The sequence below is a fragment of the Subtercola vilae genome, from assembly GCF_004923255.1.
Taxonomy (GTDB): domain Bacteria; phylum Actinomycetota; class Actinomycetes; order Actinomycetales; family Microbacteriaceae; genus Subtercola; species Subtercola vilae.
Window position 1 is genome coordinate 1 of record NZ_QYRT01000061.1, and the last position, 14,254, is coordinate 14,254.

Genomic DNA, 14,254 nt, shown 5'->3' on the forward strand with positions numbered 1-14,254 from the left:
CAGAAGCAGCTCGACACCGTAGCCGCCCAACTGAACCGTCGACCACGCAAACGGTACGGATACGCCACCCCAGATGAGATGATCAAAACCCTACTGGTGCAATGACCGCTTGAATCCGCCCACGGGAGCGGCAGTTTGGGCCCGGAATTACGGCGTCTTCTGCGCCCGGCCTCCTCATCTCGAACGCGCTGGCAGCTCGCGCTCCGAGCGGCTCCCCTCTCGCAAACGACCAGATGTGAGAAGAGCTGCCACCACCTCACGGGCCCCCGGAAACAAGCAGATGTTGGCCTCTCATAACTGGCTCTCATAGGGCCATTTCCGGTTTACGCGTCGCGGACGGATATCGAGAGACCTGGCCCGGAACCCCTAAACGTACTCGAAGCTCCGAATTCTCTAGCGAGCCCAACTCTGCCCACGGCCTGTAATCGCTGGTGCGTAAGGGCCGATCTGATCGCGAGACGCAAGCTAGAGGCCTCGAGTCGGCTCAGCAACGAACGATCCCGCCGCGATCACCCGAAAGTGCGCGGAACACACAGCGTAAGCGAGGTGAAGGCCTCCCTCTGCGACAACCAGTTCTTCCGTAGTGTGAGTTCAGTGTTGATGGTTTCGGGCATTCTGTTGCGGTCCTGTGGGTGGGTTACTCGGTTACGACGAGTGCTGTGACGAGGGGGGTTTTGCGGTAACGGCGCTCGAGTACTCGGATGACGGCCTGACTGATGAGTTGTTCGGCCTCTATGGTGTCCAGTGGGTGTTCGGCTTTGCTGAGCGCGGTCGTGATGGCACTGGTTGCTGCTGTGACCCATGTTGTTTCCGGTGCGAATCCGCGGGGGAAGAACTCTGGGTCCTCCGCGAGGGTCTGGGTATCGGTGTTGACGATTGCGAGGATGGTGAGTGCCCCGGCGTCGGCCAGTTGGCGGCGATCGCGGAGAGCCGCGGTGGACGCATGCTGGTCGGTCATGCCGTCGACGAACACCAACCGGGCGGGAACCCTGCCGGCAATCTCTGCACGCCCCTTGATCAGATCGATTACGACGCCGTCTTCGATGATGAACACGTTCTCGGCGGGAATGCCGGTGCGGATCGCGATGTCGGCGTTTGCCTGGAGGTGGCGTCTTTCCCCGTGCACGGGCAGCACGTTCCGCGGCGACACGACGTTGTAGCAGTAGGCGAGTTCCCCGGCGCTGGCGTGTCCAGAGACGTGTACTTTGGCGTTGCCCTTGTGGATGACTCGGGCACCCCACCGGGTGAGTTCGTTGATGACCCGGTAAATTGCATTCTCGTTGCCAGGAATCAGGGAGCTTGCCATGAGGACGGTGTCGCCCTCACCGATCACGATGATGTGGTCTCGCATCGCCATCCGCGACAGTGCGGCCATCGGTTCACCCTGGGACCCGGTGCAGATCAGGACGATCTTGTCATCGGGTAGCCGTTCGATCTGTTTCATTCCAACAACGAGCCCATCGGGGATGTTGAGGTAGCCGAGGTCGGCGGCGATCCCCATGTTCTTCACCATGGAACGGCCAACGAACACGACTTTCCGGTCGTGGGCGGCTGCGGCGTCGAGGATCTGTTGGATGCGGTGGACGTGGCTGGCGAAGCTGGACACAATGATCCGGCGGGGAGCATTGCGGAACACTTCCTCGATCGCCGGTTTCAGGTCCGCTTCGGGTGTGGTGAAGCCGGGGACGTCGGCGTTGGTGGAGTCAACGAGGAAGAGGTCGACTCCTTCCGCGCCGAGGCGGGCAAAGCCGCCGAGGTCGGTGATGCGGTGATCGAGCGGGAACTGGTCCATCTTGAAGTCGCCGGTGTGCAGCACCAGGCCGGCGTCGGTGCGGAGCGCGACGGCCAGACCATCGGGAATGGAGTGGTTCACCGCCAGGAACTCCAGCTCGAACGGGCCGAGGTTCAGATGATCGTTTTCTTTCACGGTGATCATCGGGGGGGTGAGTTTGTGTTCGGCGAGCTTTGAGGCGACGAACGCGAGGGTAAGGGTCGAGCCGATCACGGGGATGTCGGGACGTTCGGCGAGAAGGTAGGGAACAGCACCGATGTGGTCTTCGTGGCCGTGGGTGAGGACGATGCCGACAATGTCATCCAGGCGGTGGCGGATGGGGTCGAAGTCCGGGAGGATGACGTCGATGCCTGGCTGATTGTCTTCGGGGAAGAGGAGCCCGCAGTCGATGACGAGGAGGCGGCCTCGGTATTCGAACACGGTCATGTTGCGGCCGATCTCGCCGATTCCACCCAGCGGGGTGATGCGCAGTCCGTCCTTGGTAAGGGGCTTGGCGGGAGGGAGGTCAAGGGTGTGAGATGTCACAGTATCCATTCGGTGTGTGGGCATACATTTTGGCCGCGTCAAGCGGCGACGGGATCGGTAGGGTCGGTGTGCAACTGTCCGGGGAGGTGTTCGGAAAGTCCTTGGAGTGAGCGGTGACGTCCGAGGGTTCCTACGGCGTTGATCAGGTCGGTTGTGAAATCGTCGCGAGCCATCTCGTTTGTCTGAGACGCGGCAGGCTCGACGGCCGCCCAAACCATGACTGCAGTGGAGAGATCATCGGCGCCAACTGCTGAGATAAACAAGTGCACGCTCTCTTCCCGTGGCTCGTCGTCAAAGATATCGGTGCCTTCTACCTTTTCGCTTGCGTGAAGAGCGAATAGGACCCGCGCGAGCGTGTAGTCCAGCAGTAGCTGGTTGCTATCGGCCCAGTACTGGCCGGAGATCTCGCGCACCGAGTTCACCTCGAATGCCCACTCCGACGCTGTCGCCTGCCGGGCCAGGAGCAGGGTGATTTTCGTCAACAGGAAGTCCTGGATCAAGTGCTGGTCGCGGCGTACCAGAGGGTGGATGAACATGGTGCTCATTTCCTCCCGCGCGGGCGGGATCGGTGGTTGTCACTGATGTGCCGGTTCGGCTAGGTCAAGCTCGGGATGCGCGCGTTCTATAGCGGCAAGAGACCGTCGGTCTTCGAACAAGGCGACGTCGCCGCCTTCGGGTCTGGTGGTCACTTCCACTCCGCGAAGACCGTTCAGGAGGGGCGCTATGCCGGGCGCGAGGTCGCGGGCGATGGTGAACCGGGTGGGTTCCAATGTCACGTCAGTATGAAATTCGGCCTGCATTCGTGCGGCTACTACTTCGAACTGCATCGGGCCCACGGCGGCGAGCAGGGGCCGGTGCGCTCCGACGTTTGGTGAAATCAGAACCTGAATAACTCCTTCACCGTTGAGTTGCTCGAGCCCGCGCCGGAATTGCTTATGTTTGCTGGTGTCTGCGGGTTGGGCGTAGGAGAAATGCTCCGGGCGGAACCGTGGAAGTGGTGGGTACTCGGCCGGTTCTCCGGCATACAGAGTGTCACCGGGGCGCAGGGATGAAGCGTTCACCAGGCCGACGACGTCACCCGGCCAGGCTGTGTCAAGGGTATGACGCTCGCGACCGACGACGTGCTGGGCGTACTTCGTCACGAACGGGCGGCCCGTCTGGGCGTGGGTAAGGATCATGCCGCGCTGAAATTGGCCCGAGCACACCCGGACGTACGCGACCCGGTCGTGGTGGGCTGTGTCCATTCCTGATTGGACCTTGAAGACGTAACCGGAGAAGTCGGTGTTGACGGGCCGCGCCCGGGCATCGGTCATCACCCGCGCGGCGGCCGGCGGCGCGTAGGAAACCAACGCGTCCAGGAGGGTGCGGACTCCAATGTTTCGGACAGCTGAGCCGAAAAAGACGGGGGTGCTTTGCCCGGCTAAGAACAGTGCCGTATCGTGCGTTCGCCCGGTTGCAGCCAGCAGAGCATCTTCTTCAACTGCTGTGGCGTAGTCCTGACCTAGAGCCTGGGTAGCATCTTCTGGCCGTATCGGTGTCTCCTGGGCGATCGTTGAGCCTCCGACGGTGTGCTGATACGTGGTGACCTGGTCTATTCCGCTGGTGAGCAGGCCACGGAATTCACCGGCCGCACCAACGGGCCAGACCATTGGTGTGGGGAGTAGGCCTGTGCGGGTCTCGATCTCATCGAGAAGGTTCAGAGCTGAAAGGCCTGGCCTGTCCCATTTGTTGATCAGGGTGATCAGCGGGATTCCCCGCATGGCGCACACAGCGAACAGCTTCATCGTCTGTTCTTCGAGCCCTTTCGCGGCGTCGATGAGCATGATCGCAGAGTCCACCGCGGAGAGCACCCGGTAGGTGTCCTCGGAGAAGTCCGCGTGCCCGGGGGTGTCGACGACGTTGATGATCGTGCCGCGGTGTTCGAATTGCACCACGGCGGAACTGATCGAGATACCCCGCTCCTGCTCCATCGCCATCCAATCCGAGACAGTGCCCCGCCGGCCGGGTTTGCCGTTCACCGCCCCTGCCTCCGAGATCCGGTGGGCGTGCAGGAGCATCGCTTCCGTCAGGGTCGATTTGCCGGCGTCAGGGTGGGAGATCACAGCGATGGTCCGTCGCCGCATCGCCTGATCCAGGACAAGAAGGTTGTCTGCTTCCGTCATGGTCAGCGGGTTCGCAGTTGGTTGATGAATTCGTCGGCCATGGCCAGCTGCTCGGCGAGGGATTCCCGGCGAGAAACCGCCTCGTTCATGAAAGACAGCAGCCGATCCGCGTCGTCGGTGTCCGGTGTGCACGTGGCCGAGTCCAGTCCCCGCAGAAAGCTGGCGATGTCGTCGAGGGTGAATGACAGTGCCCGCATCTGCCGGATCAGGAGCAAACGCCCATGATCCGCAACTGTGTACAGCCGGAAACCGCCTTCGGTCCGGCCCGATGGGTGCAGCAGGCCCGTTTCGTCGTAGTGCCGGATAGTCCGAAGCGACAACCGGGTCAGTTCTGCCAGTTCTCCGATATGCATCATCGGTGCGTGATCTTGTTCGTCATGTTCTCCCACACCCTAACCATACCCTCACGTTAGGGTAGCGTTAAGGGTGCCGGCTGAAGATTCACCGAAACTTCTGCCGGCACAGCCGAGCCTTTCTTCTGCGCAGTGTGGCGTGGACAACCCACCCTGTCCACCGGCCCCGTTAGGTGCCCTGTCCCCTCTAAGGAGACCGCTGATGCCGATTGTCATGAAAACAGCTACGCCCGGTCGTTACAGACCAGACCCTTCCGTCTTGACCGCACTGAAATTCCCGCGACTGCTGACCCGGGAGGTCCTCGCGGGTCTCGTCGTCGCGATGGCACTGATCCCTGAGGCGATCTCGTTCTCGATCATCGCGGGCGTCGACCCTCGGGTCGGCTTGTTCTCCTCATTCGTGATGGCGGTATCGATCTCCTTCCTCGGTGGACGACCCGCGATGATCACCGGAGCCACCGGGGCCATCGCTCTCGTGATCGCCCCGGTCGCCCGTGATTACGGGATGGACTATTTCCTCGCCACCGTCATCCTGGCCGGCGTGCTCCAGGTCATCCTCGGCATGATCGGCGTTGCCCGACTGATGCGTTTCATTCCCCGAAGCGTCATGGTCGGGTTCGTCAACGCGCTAGCGATCCTGATCCTCATCGCGCAGCTACCGCAGCTGATCGCCGTGCCCTGGCTGGTGTACCCGCTGGTCGCGGCCGGCATCCTGGTGATGGTCTTCATGCCCAAGCTCACCAAAGTTGTTCCGGCGCCGCTGGTTGCGATTGTTCTGATCACCGTCGCGACGGTGGTGTTCGCGTTCAACGTTCCCAACGTCGGCGGGGAGGGTGAGCTGCCTCGAGCCCTGCCGGCACTGTTCATCCCGAACGTGCCCATCACCTGGGAGACCCTGACGATCATCGGCCCGTTCGCTGGAGCGATGGCGATGGTGGGGTTGCTGGAATCGTTGATGACCGCGAAACTCGTCGATGAGATCACCGACACCCACTCCCGGAAAACCCGCGAAGCATGGGGCCAGGGGGTTTCGAACATGCTCTCCGGGCTCTTCGGCGGAATGGGCGGCTGCGCGATGATCGGCCAGACCATGATCAACGTGAAAGCGTCCGGCGCACGCACCCGGATTTCAACGTTCCTCGCCGGCGTTTTCCTCTTGGTGCTCGTTGTCGGCCTCGGGAACATCGTCGCCGTCATCCCCATGGCAGCCCTCGTCGCGGTCATGATCATGGTCGCCGTCGCCACCTTCGACTGGCACTCCATCAGAATCTCAACCCTGAAAACGATGCCGCTCGGCGAGACAGCGGTCATGGTCGCCACCGTCGCGGTCGTCGTCGCCACCGACAACCTCGCCATCGGTGTCATCGTCGGCGTGATCGCTGCGATGGTGGTCTTCGCCCGCCGTGTCGCGCATTTCGCGACCGTCACCCGGGACGTGCGCCTCGACGAACCCGTGCCGACCGCGTACTACACCGTCGACGGGGAGCTGTTCTTCGCGTCCTCAAATGACCTCACCACCCAATTCGAATATGCAGACGACCCCGACCGGGTCGTCATCGACATGTCCCAGAGTCACATCTGGGACGCTTCCACCGTCGCTGCTCTCGACGGGATCGCCACGAAATATGAGCACCATGGAAAACGCGTCGTCTTGGAGGGACTGAACGAGGCCAGCGTCCGCATCCACACAAAGCTCGCCGGCCGCGTCGGGGCAGGCCACTAGAGCCCGAAGTGGGTGTCGCAACAGCCGCCCCAATAGCTGTAACTAACACTCACGTAAGAGTAGAGTCAAACTATCGAAAGGAGTCAAAGGCATGAGCGCTGAGGTTGTGACCAGGATGGATCTTCAACACGCTGTTGCGGGGGCATTCGCCAAGACACCGGCGACCGTGCCGGACCTTCTGGCTGCCGCGACGAAGAGCGAGTCTCACCCGGACGTTCTGGAGATTATTCGTGGGCTGCCCCCGGCCGCCCGGTTCGTCCATCTCAGTCAGCTTTGGGACTATCTACCTGACATGGATATCGAATGACGCGGGAAGAGTTTCCCTCATGACGCAAGACGCCGCCCGGATTCTACGACAACCCCTCAGCGGGTTACCGAAACGGCTCACGGGGCTCGGCGAGGGAGATCTGCGATCACTGCTGGCCTATGAGACGGAACACGAGAACCGGCTTGCCGTCAGACAAATCATCGGCAACTACCTCACCGGCATTAATCATCCTGAAAACTGACGCACGTAAAACCCTCCCGCGCTTCGCGAAGCTTTTTGGGACCGGACCTAGCAGTGAATTAGGTAAAGGCAGGAGCTTTAGCTCCTGCCTTTTGCGCGTCCGGCCAACCGTTTAGAAGGGTTTGCCGAAGGGCTAGTTCTGGCTGGCTGTGCGCTGCGTTCCGCGATCGCAGTCAGTGTAGCGACCCGCTCGCTCCGACGGCGGCGGCCAGGACTCGGAATCCAGGGCGATGGTCACATAGCTGTTCGCTCGGACAGGGCCGTTCGACCGCTGATCGCGTCCGGTACTGGTGCGCTCCTCTGGCTGGACGGTGTTTCGTCGCCGAGTGGGGGTATTCATAGGCAGCCTCTCAGGGTGTCTCGAAACAAAATCTGTTCCGCGGATATCTTCCGTTCAAACACAACCCTAACGTAAGAGTAAGTATCTTATCCTGTGGATGATGACGCGGGGGTGGGGAGAGTCATGCAGTACCCATTCCGCGCGAAGCATCCCTTACGTAAGGCGAGGGTATGCTTAGAGTGGGGCAGCGGCGCTCAGTGTCATCACACCTGAAGAAAGAGTTTGATCACGACAACACCATCCGCTGCTGTCAAAGCTGCCGCCCCCGTCTCACCCTTCCGATTCGCTCCGTGGCTTCTTCTTGTTGTTGCCGCAGGAATAGTTTCCGTAGCCACCGCCCCCGGTCAGACTGCAGGGCTGTCGATCTTTACCGATCCGCTGATCAGCGAATTGCATGTCTCCCGTACCGGAATCTCGGTCTCGTACCTCATTGGCACCCTGCTGGGCGCCGCGGCTCAACCCCTCGTCGGCCGGGCGCTTGACCGGTTCGGCGTCAGACGGGTCACGCTCGTGATTGGTGTGTGTTTCGCCGTCATCTTGGTAGGGATGAGTTTCGTGACGGAGATTTTCGGCCTCACCGCCGGGTTCGTTGGTGTGAGAATGGCCGGTCAGGGTGCACTGAGTCTTGCAGCGACGACCGCTGTAGCTCGGGCGATCACCCATCGCCGGGGTCTCGCGCTCGGAATCTCCTCGGCGATCGGATCCGCTGGAATCTCCCTGGCACCCGTGTTTCTGGAATCTCTCGTCTCCTCGGTGGGGATTCACGACGCATGGCGTTGGGAAGCGCTCCTTGTGGTTCTGATTACGGTCCCCCTTTCCCTGGTCTTCCCACGAAAAGTCGCCCTCCGGTCGCCTGACATTCCCGACAACACGGCGGAAGTCGCCATCATCCAGGCGTCCTGGACGCCCCGAGAGGCCATGCGGACCGGAATGTTCTGGGTCATCGCTCTCAGCCTCGCAGCGTCCGGGATGCTCTCCACGGGCCTCGCGTTTCACCAGATCGCCATCCTCGGTGAACAGGGTCTCTCCCCCGCCCAGGCTGCAGCGAACTTTCTTCCCCAAACTGCTACCGGGATCATTGCCACACTGCTGGTCGGCGCCCTCATCGACCGGTGGAACCCCCGCCTCTTCGTTGGATTCTCGATGCTCTCCCTCGCCGGCGCCCTCGTGCTCCTGCCCACAGTCACCCCAGGATTCTCGGCGATCGTGTACGGGCTTGTGCTTGGCGCCGCATCAGGTGCCCTCCGTGGGATGGAGGCTGCAGCCTACGTCCGGTACTTCGGCACGACCCACATCGGCAGCATCCGCGGTATCGCCACCGCGATCAGTCTCGCCTCAACCGCCCTCGGCCCGATCGCCTTTTCAATCGGGCACGACATGACGGAGACCTTCACCATCCCGGCCGTGATCTTCGCCGCCTTCCCACTGCTGGTCGCCGTCCTTGCCGTAGTCACTCGAACACCGACCCGCGCGCCTCGCGAAAGTCGCGACTAATCCCTCGGGTTGCACACGACCCCTCAGGTCGCGCCTGACCCTCAACGAATCATCGACCCGCGATCCGGCCCGGAATGATGCTGCCGCCGCGCCAGCCATCGAGACGGTCGGCGCCGGGTTTCCCACGATGATTCCCTGCGCCGCCATCGCACTGCCATACCAGGCACCGATCGACGTCAGAGCACAAGCCGGTTCGTCGCGGATACCGGAACCGAAAACCCACCACTTCGGCCACAGAACCCTCACCGCACGCCGCATGGCTGCGGTGAGCCATACCCGCCGGCGCACATCAGCGCCGACCACCAGGATCCCGCGAGTACGCCGGCAACACCCCAGGGGCGATGCGACAGGTACCTACCTGTCCTTCACAAGCTGAGTAGTGCGAGTAGGTTTCAGGCGTGGCCCTGATTCATTGTTTGGTGCGAAGCAGTTCTACGAATTCGTCGGCCATGTCGAGCTGCCTCTGGAGCTTGTCACGCTGTTCGGTGGCCCGATCGATGAAGCCAGCGAGCTGTGCGCGCAAATCCGCGTCGTCACCCTGATCGAGTGCGTCGATGACACGGAGGAGCTCACTCATCTCCTCCAACGAAAACCCGAGCGGCTTCATGCGGCGGATGAGCAGCAGGCGCGACAGGTCCTCTTCGGTATAGAGCCGGAACCCGCCGTCCGTCCGACCAGAGGGCTTCATTAGTCCGACTTCGTCGTAATGACGGATCGTCCGAAGAGACAGCGATGTCCGTTCGGCGAGCTCACCAATATGCATCATCACAGTCGATGTGTGCGATTCCACAACATACCCTTCGAAGTCATTACACCCTTACGTTAGGGTAGTGTTACAGGGTTCGCTGAAACATCGATGAGAACGTCTGTACGACCATTCTCTCAAAATCAAAGATCTTGCGTGCGCAACGGGGCGCCGACACAACTATTTGACAAACGGCCCTCTGCCAGATGGCCCCGTTACGAGGAGACAGCTGTGGCTATCGCCCAGAAAACAGACAACCCGAACCGGTACCGGCCGAACCCCTCCGTTCTCACCGCCCTGAAGACGCCCCGCATCCTGACCCGCGAAGTGCTCGCCGGCCTGGTCGTCGCGATGGCGCTCATCCCCGAGGCGATCTCGTTCTCGATCATCGCGGGCGTCGCCCCGCAGGTCGGTCTGTTCTCTGCATTCGTAATGGCGGTCTCGATCTCGTTCCTCGGCGGGCGACCCGCGATGATCACCGCCGCGACCGGCGCCGTGGCGCTCGTCATCGCCCCCGTGATGCGCGATTACGGCATGGACTACTTCATCGCCACCGTCATCCTCGCCGGCATCTTCCAGATCCTCTTCGCCGCGCTCGGCATAGCGAAACTGATGCGATTCATCCCCCGGAGCGTCATGGTCGGATTCGTGAACGCCCTCGCGATCCTGATCTTCATCGCCCAGCTCCCGCAACTGCTCGGCGTGAGCTGGCTCGTCTACCCGCTCGTCGCCGTCGGCATCCTGGTCATGGTCTTCATGCCGAAGATCACCAAGGTCATCCCCGCGCCGCTCGTCGCGATCGTGCTGTTGACCGCGGCCACCGTTGTGTTCGCTATCGCAGTACCGACCGTGGGCGATGAGGGCCAGCTCCCCCGGAGCCTTCCGTCGTTGTTCATCCCGAACGTGCCCCTCACCTGGCAGACGTTCACCATCATCGCCCCGTTCGCCGCCGCCATGGCCATCGTCGGAATCCTCGAATCGTTGATGACCGCGAAACTCGTCGACGAGATCACCGATACCCACTCACGGAAAACCCGCGAAGCCTTCGGGCAGGGAGCCGCGAACATCCTCTCCGGCCTCTTCGGTGGGATGGGCGGCTGCGCAATGATCGGCCAGACGATGATCAACGTGAAAGCCTCCGGCGCCCGCACCCGCATCTCCACGTTCCTCGCGGGAGTGTTCCTGCTCATTCTCGTCGTCGGGCTCGGCGGCGTCGTCTCGGTCATCCCCATGGCGGCCCTCGTCGCCGTGATGATCATGGTCTCGATCGCCACGTTCGACTGGCACTCCATCAAACCCTCAACTCTGAAGAGCATGCCGGTCGGTGAGACAGCAGTCATGGTCGCCACCGTTGCTGTCGTCGTGGCCACCGACAACCTCGCGATCGGCGTCATCGTCGGCGTTATCATCGCGATGATCATCTTCGCCCGTCGCGTTGCGCACTTCGCGACCGTCACCCGTGATGTGCGACTCGACGAACCCGTGCCGACTGCGTATTACACGGTCGACGGGGAGCTGTTCTTCGCCTCTTCCAACGACCTCACCACCCAATTCGAATACACCGACGACCCAGAACGCGTCGTCATCGACATGTCCGACAGCCACATCTGGGACGCCTCCACCGTCGCAGCCCTCGACGCGATCAACCTCAAATACGAGCAGCACGGCAAGATCGTCGTCTTCGAGGGCCTCAACGAGGCCAGCACCAAAATTCACGGCCGCCTCGCCGGAAAACTCGGCGCCGGACACTAGGCGCCCTAAGAACACCCCGCTGCTAAAGAGTTCGTCCACGGGCTCGCACCGGGGTCAGAGTGGTCGACCCGTTTCCTTTCCTCCCGGATCCGGCTCCCGGTCCTGCACCATGCTCCTGCCCGACACGGGCGTCCTAGGGCTGACCTGACGAACTCAAAACCGGAAATCTGGCCGAAAATCCGAAGGCCCAGAGCTGCTGCGATCGATGGTGACCTTTATACTGCGCCTGGGTGGTTGTCGTGGTTCATGCCCCCGGTGGTGAGGACTTCAGCTGCCCGAGCTGCGACGGCCATGATGGTAAGCGCCGGGTTGGCACTGCCCTGAGTTGGTAGCGTGCTGCCGCCCGCGATGTAAAGGTTCGGGACGTCGAAAGTGCGGCCCGAAGAATCTACGACGCCGTCCCGTTCCGAGGCGGCCATTGGGGAGTCGTGGTATCCGGCCACGGTCAGAATATTCGCGCCGGGGTCACCGGGTGAGTCCCAGTTGCGTGAAGTATTCGAAGCTGCCTTCGACCTCGGCGAATACCTCTCCGGAGAAGGAATCGAGTTCGATCACGCCGTATTCGAGAAACCGCGCCGATTCAACGCTGGCGGGTAGCGGCATGTTGCCTTGGCCGAGAATCGTTTGGCCCTCGAAGTCTTGGCGGATCTCCCCGTCTTTGAGGTGCAGGAGAACGATGCGGTCTCCGAGGCGCTCAATAAGAGCGGGAACATCGGCTCCGGCGACGGGAAAGCCCTCACCGAGATCGAACACCTGGTCGACCTCCTTACGCCCGGGATCGAGGCATTGGTCTGGACTCTTGCCCCCCGTCTCGTCGTCCTCGGACCGACGCTAGACAGCGCGGCGGACCTGCTCGCGCCCCGCCTGCTCGACCGCCTTCGCCGCAGCAGCGACGTCGTCCCCGAGGTCCGTGGATCCACGCTGGGCAGCGCCGCCATCATGGCCGGAGCCCTGCGAACGGCGTTGGATCACATTGAGGTCGACCTGCTCAGTCACTCGTGAGCTAGCTAGGTGTACTGCCCAGGCAGGTTAGTTAACCGGCTGATGGGTGGTTTGCCTCCGATGGCGGTGTGGGGCCTGTGGTGATTGTATTCGTGCAGCCATGCGGGGAGTGCTGCCCGGCGGGCTGACTCGCTGTTGTAGTGGCGGGAGAAGGCCCAGCCGTCGGCGAGGGTGCGGTGGAAGCGTTCGATCTTCCCGTTGGTCTGTGGTCGGTAGGGGCGCGTCTTCTTCGCCTTGAGTCCGAGCTCGTTGCAGGCGTCTCGCCAGGCGTGGGACTTGTAGGCCGAGCCGTTGTCGGAGAGCACTCGTTCGACGGTCACACCGCGGGCCTCGAACCAGCTGACGGCCCGGCGCAGCACCCCGATTGCCGTGGCCGCGGTCTCGTCGTCGTGGACCTCGGCATAGGAGACGCGGGAGTTGTCATCGATGACCGTGTGAACGAAGCTGGTACCCACGATTAGGCCGCGGTTGTTGTTCGTGGGGCGTCCCGCGGTGGCCCTGATGTTCCTGTTCCCCTGCTGCCTGCCGACGAACCGGTGACCGCCCCCGTCAGGGATCTTGCCGATCTTCTTCACATCGACATGGATCATCGCTCCGGGTTTGTCGTGTTCATAACGTCGGATCGGTTCCCCGGTTCGGACGTCGACGTGATGCAGGCGGTTGAGCTTCACTCGGACCAACACGGCGTGAACCGTCGACGCTGGCATCCCGACTTTGGCGCCGATTGCGACCGGGCCGAGGCGCTTCTTCCACCGCAGGTGCACGATCTTGCGCACAAGCTCTGGGCGCGTGCGATTCGGCGAATGGTGCGGCCTTGAGGGCCGATCCTGGACCCCGTCGCGACCCATCGCCGCATACCGATCAGCCCACCGCTTCGCCGTCGGCCACGACACATGGAAGAACGACGCCGCATGAGCGACGGGCCACCCGTCATCGATGATCAGCCGCGCGATGCGAAGTCGTTGGATCGGGGCGAGAGCAGCATTAGCGTGAGACACGAAGACCTCCGGTACTGGAATGGGGAACTAGACAGCTCCACCCTCCACCGGAGGTCTTCCTCATGTCGAGACGTCACACATCAACCAACGTCCCTGGGCAGTACAGCTAGGTGTAGTTCCTCGGGAGGTTGTATGGGGTGACCTGGGAGAAGACCTCCCAAGGAACTACACGTAGGGAAGGCGGCTCCGCAGGGGCTTGCTCCGCTATGTCGATGCGCGTTTCGAGTTCGAGGACCGCACCCTTGCTCACCTCCTTCGGATCGGATGACCGTGTCGGTCAATGCGGCCGTCGCTCGATCTGGACCGACTCCGGCATCACACTTCGAGTACTCCCGGCGGCCGCTTCCCCGCCCCAACCGGGAAGAAGCAGCACATTGAGGTGCCTCGCGAGACCGCACTGGCAGAGCAGATCAGTCATTCTCGTCGCTTAACGAGGCCAGATAGAGTTCTAAGTCCTGAGGTCGGAAGCACTGACTGGGTATTACGTCAAGTAATGGTGAGTCGAGCCCGGAAACACGCGGATCTACAATTATCACGCCGATTGCTGCGCATCGTTCAGGCAGAATTGAAGCGCGTAGCGACGTCTGGACATCGCGTTCTTTGACCTCAACCGAACCTTCAAACAATCAAGCGACTGGCAAACGCTATGGCCCCTACGGTATGGCGACATCGCAACTCCTCCTCGGCCATACCGGCCCTATTACGGGTCGTTTGAGAAAAGGGACCTTGAACTACGGCGGATTCAAGCAGTGATTGCACCACTTACTCTGTGGATGGTGTTGATCGATATGTCTGGACGGTTCTCCGAGCGAATGCTCCCTGACGTCGTTACGAAGCTGTGGGACCTCCGGGAGGTGGGT

General features: G+C 61.9%; 13 protein-coding genes. 5 read left to right on the forward strand and 8 right to left on the reverse strand.

Going from position 1 to position 14,254, the window contains the following annotated elements; all coding sequences use genetic code 11:
* Positions 1-637 precede the first annotated feature (637 nt).
* The 4 genes from D4765_RS17865 to D4765_RS17880 are packed head-to-tail and all read right to left on the reverse strand — an operon-like array spanning position 638 to position 4,835.
* Complete coding sequence (locus D4765_RS17865; RefSeq protein WP_136643671.1) at positions 638-2,326, reverse strand: ribonuclease J; 1,689 nt, start codon at positions 2,324-2,326, stop codon at positions 638-640.
* Positions 2,327-2,355: 29 nt separating this feature from the next.
* The gene (locus D4765_RS17870) at positions 2,356-2,862 is read right to left on the reverse strand and encodes a hypothetical protein (protein WP_136643672.1); all 507 of its coding nucleotides are present in this window, start codon (positions 2,860-2,862) and stop codon (positions 2,356-2,358) included.
* 30 nt (positions 2,863-2,892) lie between these two features.
* Positions 2,893-4,479 (reverse strand): peptide chain release factor 3, encoded by a 1,587-nt coding sequence (locus D4765_RS17875; protein ID WP_136643673.1) that lies wholly within the window; start codon positions 4,477-4,479, stop codon positions 2,893-2,895.
* A gap of 2 nt (positions 4,480-4,481) precedes the next feature.
* Positions 4,482-4,835: a MerR family transcriptional regulator gene (locus D4765_RS17880; protein ID WP_136643680.1), complete on the reverse strand. Its 354-nt coding sequence runs from the start codon at positions 4,833-4,835 to the stop codon at positions 4,482-4,484.
* Between the two features lie 211 nt (positions 4,836-5,046).
* On the opposite strand from D4765_RS17880, the gene D4765_RS17885 reads away from it, so the two are divergent.
* The 4 genes from D4765_RS17885 (at position 5,047) to D4765_RS17900 (ending at position 8,897) form a co-directional block, all read left to right on the forward strand.
* The gene (locus D4765_RS17885; RefSeq protein WP_136643681.1) at positions 5,047-6,555 is read left to right on the forward strand and encodes a SulP family inorganic anion transporter; all 1,509 of its coding nucleotides are present in this window, start codon (positions 5,047-5,049) and stop codon (positions 6,553-6,555) included.
* A 91-nt stretch (positions 6,556-6,646) separates the two neighbouring features.
* The gene (locus D4765_RS17890) at positions 6,647-6,862 is read left to right on the forward strand and encodes a hypothetical protein (protein ID WP_136643674.1); all 216 of its coding nucleotides are present in this window, start codon (positions 6,647-6,649) and stop codon (positions 6,860-6,862) included.
* A gap of 19 nt (positions 6,863-6,881) precedes the next feature.
* Positions 6,882-7,064 carry a hypothetical protein gene (locus tag D4765_RS17895; RefSeq protein WP_136643675.1) on the forward strand — a complete coding sequence of 61 codons (183 nt, stop codon included), beginning with the start codon at positions 6,882-6,884 and terminating at the stop codon, positions 7,062-7,064.
* A gap of 561 nt (positions 7,065-7,625) precedes the next feature.
* On the forward strand, positions 7,626-8,897 hold the full coding sequence (locus tag D4765_RS17900; protein WP_136643676.1) for an MFS transporter: 1,272 nt from the start codon (positions 7,626-7,628) through the stop codon (positions 8,895-8,897).
* 409 nt (positions 8,898-9,306) lie between these two features.
* Here D4765_RS17900 and D4765_RS17905 read toward each other — a convergent pair whose 3' ends face one another.
* Positions 9,307-9,663 (reverse strand): MerR family transcriptional regulator, encoded by a 357-nt coding sequence (locus tag D4765_RS17905; protein ID WP_136643682.1) that lies wholly within the window; start codon positions 9,661-9,663, stop codon positions 9,307-9,309.
* Between the two features lie 210 nt (positions 9,664-9,873).
* Here D4765_RS17905 and D4765_RS17910 point away from each other — a divergent pair, with 210 nt between their 5' ends.
* Positions 9,874-11,394, forward strand: coding sequence for a SulP family inorganic anion transporter (locus tag D4765_RS17910; RefSeq protein ID WP_420824549.1), 1,521 nt, complete (start codon positions 9,874-9,876; stop codon positions 11,392-11,394).
* A gap of 215 nt (positions 11,395-11,609) precedes the next feature.
* Here D4765_RS17910 and D4765_RS17915 read toward each other — a convergent pair whose 3' ends face one another.
* The 3 genes from D4765_RS17915 to D4765_RS17925 form a co-directional block, all read right to left on the reverse strand.
* Entirely contained in the window at positions 11,610-11,813 is a 204-nt protein-coding gene (locus tag D4765_RS17915) for a GMC oxidoreductase (protein ID WP_136643683.1), read from the reverse strand.
* A gap of 46 nt (positions 11,814-11,859) precedes the next feature.
* Positions 11,860-12,147, reverse strand: coding sequence for a hypothetical protein (locus tag D4765_RS17920; RefSeq protein WP_136643678.1), 288 nt, complete (start codon positions 12,145-12,147; stop codon positions 11,860-11,862).
* 254 nt (positions 12,148-12,401) lie between these two features.
* Positions 12,402-13,394 (reverse strand): IS481 family transposase, encoded by a 993-nt coding sequence (locus tag D4765_RS17925; RefSeq protein ID WP_136643679.1) that lies wholly within the window; start codon positions 13,392-13,394, stop codon positions 12,402-12,404.
* Positions 13,395-14,254 lie beyond the last annotated feature (860 nt).

What these genes read in the sequence shown, in the direction of transcription:
- D4765_RS17895 (WP_136643675.1), top strand. Translation starts at nt 6,882, where the DNA reads ATGACGCAAGACGCCGCCCGGATTCTACGACAACCCCTCAGCGGGTTA.
- D4765_RS17875 (WP_136643673.1), bottom strand. Translation starts at nt 4,479, where the DNA reads ATGACGGAAGCAGACAACCTTCTTGTCCTGGATCAGGCGATGCGGCGA.
- D4765_RS17885 (WP_136643681.1), top strand. Translation starts at nt 5,047, where the DNA reads ATGAAAACAGCTACGCCCGGTCGTTACAGACCAGACCCTTCCGTCTTG.
- D4765_RS17865 (WP_136643671.1), bottom strand. Translation starts at nt 2,326, where the DNA reads ATGGATACTGTGACATCTCACACCCTTGACCTCCCTCCCGCCAAGCCC.
- D4765_RS17870 (WP_136643672.1), bottom strand. Translation starts at nt 2,862, where the DNA reads ATGAGCACCATGTTCATCCACCCTCTGGTACGCCGCGACCAGCACTTG.
- D4765_RS17905 (WP_136643682.1), bottom strand. Translation starts at nt 9,663, where the DNA reads ATGATGCATATTGGTGAGCTCGCCGAACGGACATCGCTGTCTCTTCGG.
- D4765_RS17915 (WP_136643683.1), bottom strand. Translation starts at nt 11,813, where the DNA reads ATGGCCGCCTCGGAACGGGACGGCGTCGTAGATTCTTCGGGCCGCACT.
- D4765_RS17890 (WP_136643674.1), top strand. Translation starts at nt 6,647, where the DNA reads ATGAGCGCTGAGGTTGTGACCAGGATGGATCTTCAACACGCTGTTGCG.
- D4765_RS17880 (WP_136643680.1), bottom strand. Translation starts at nt 4,835, where the DNA reads ATGATGCATATCGGAGAACTGGCAGAACTGACCCGGTTGTCGCTTCGG.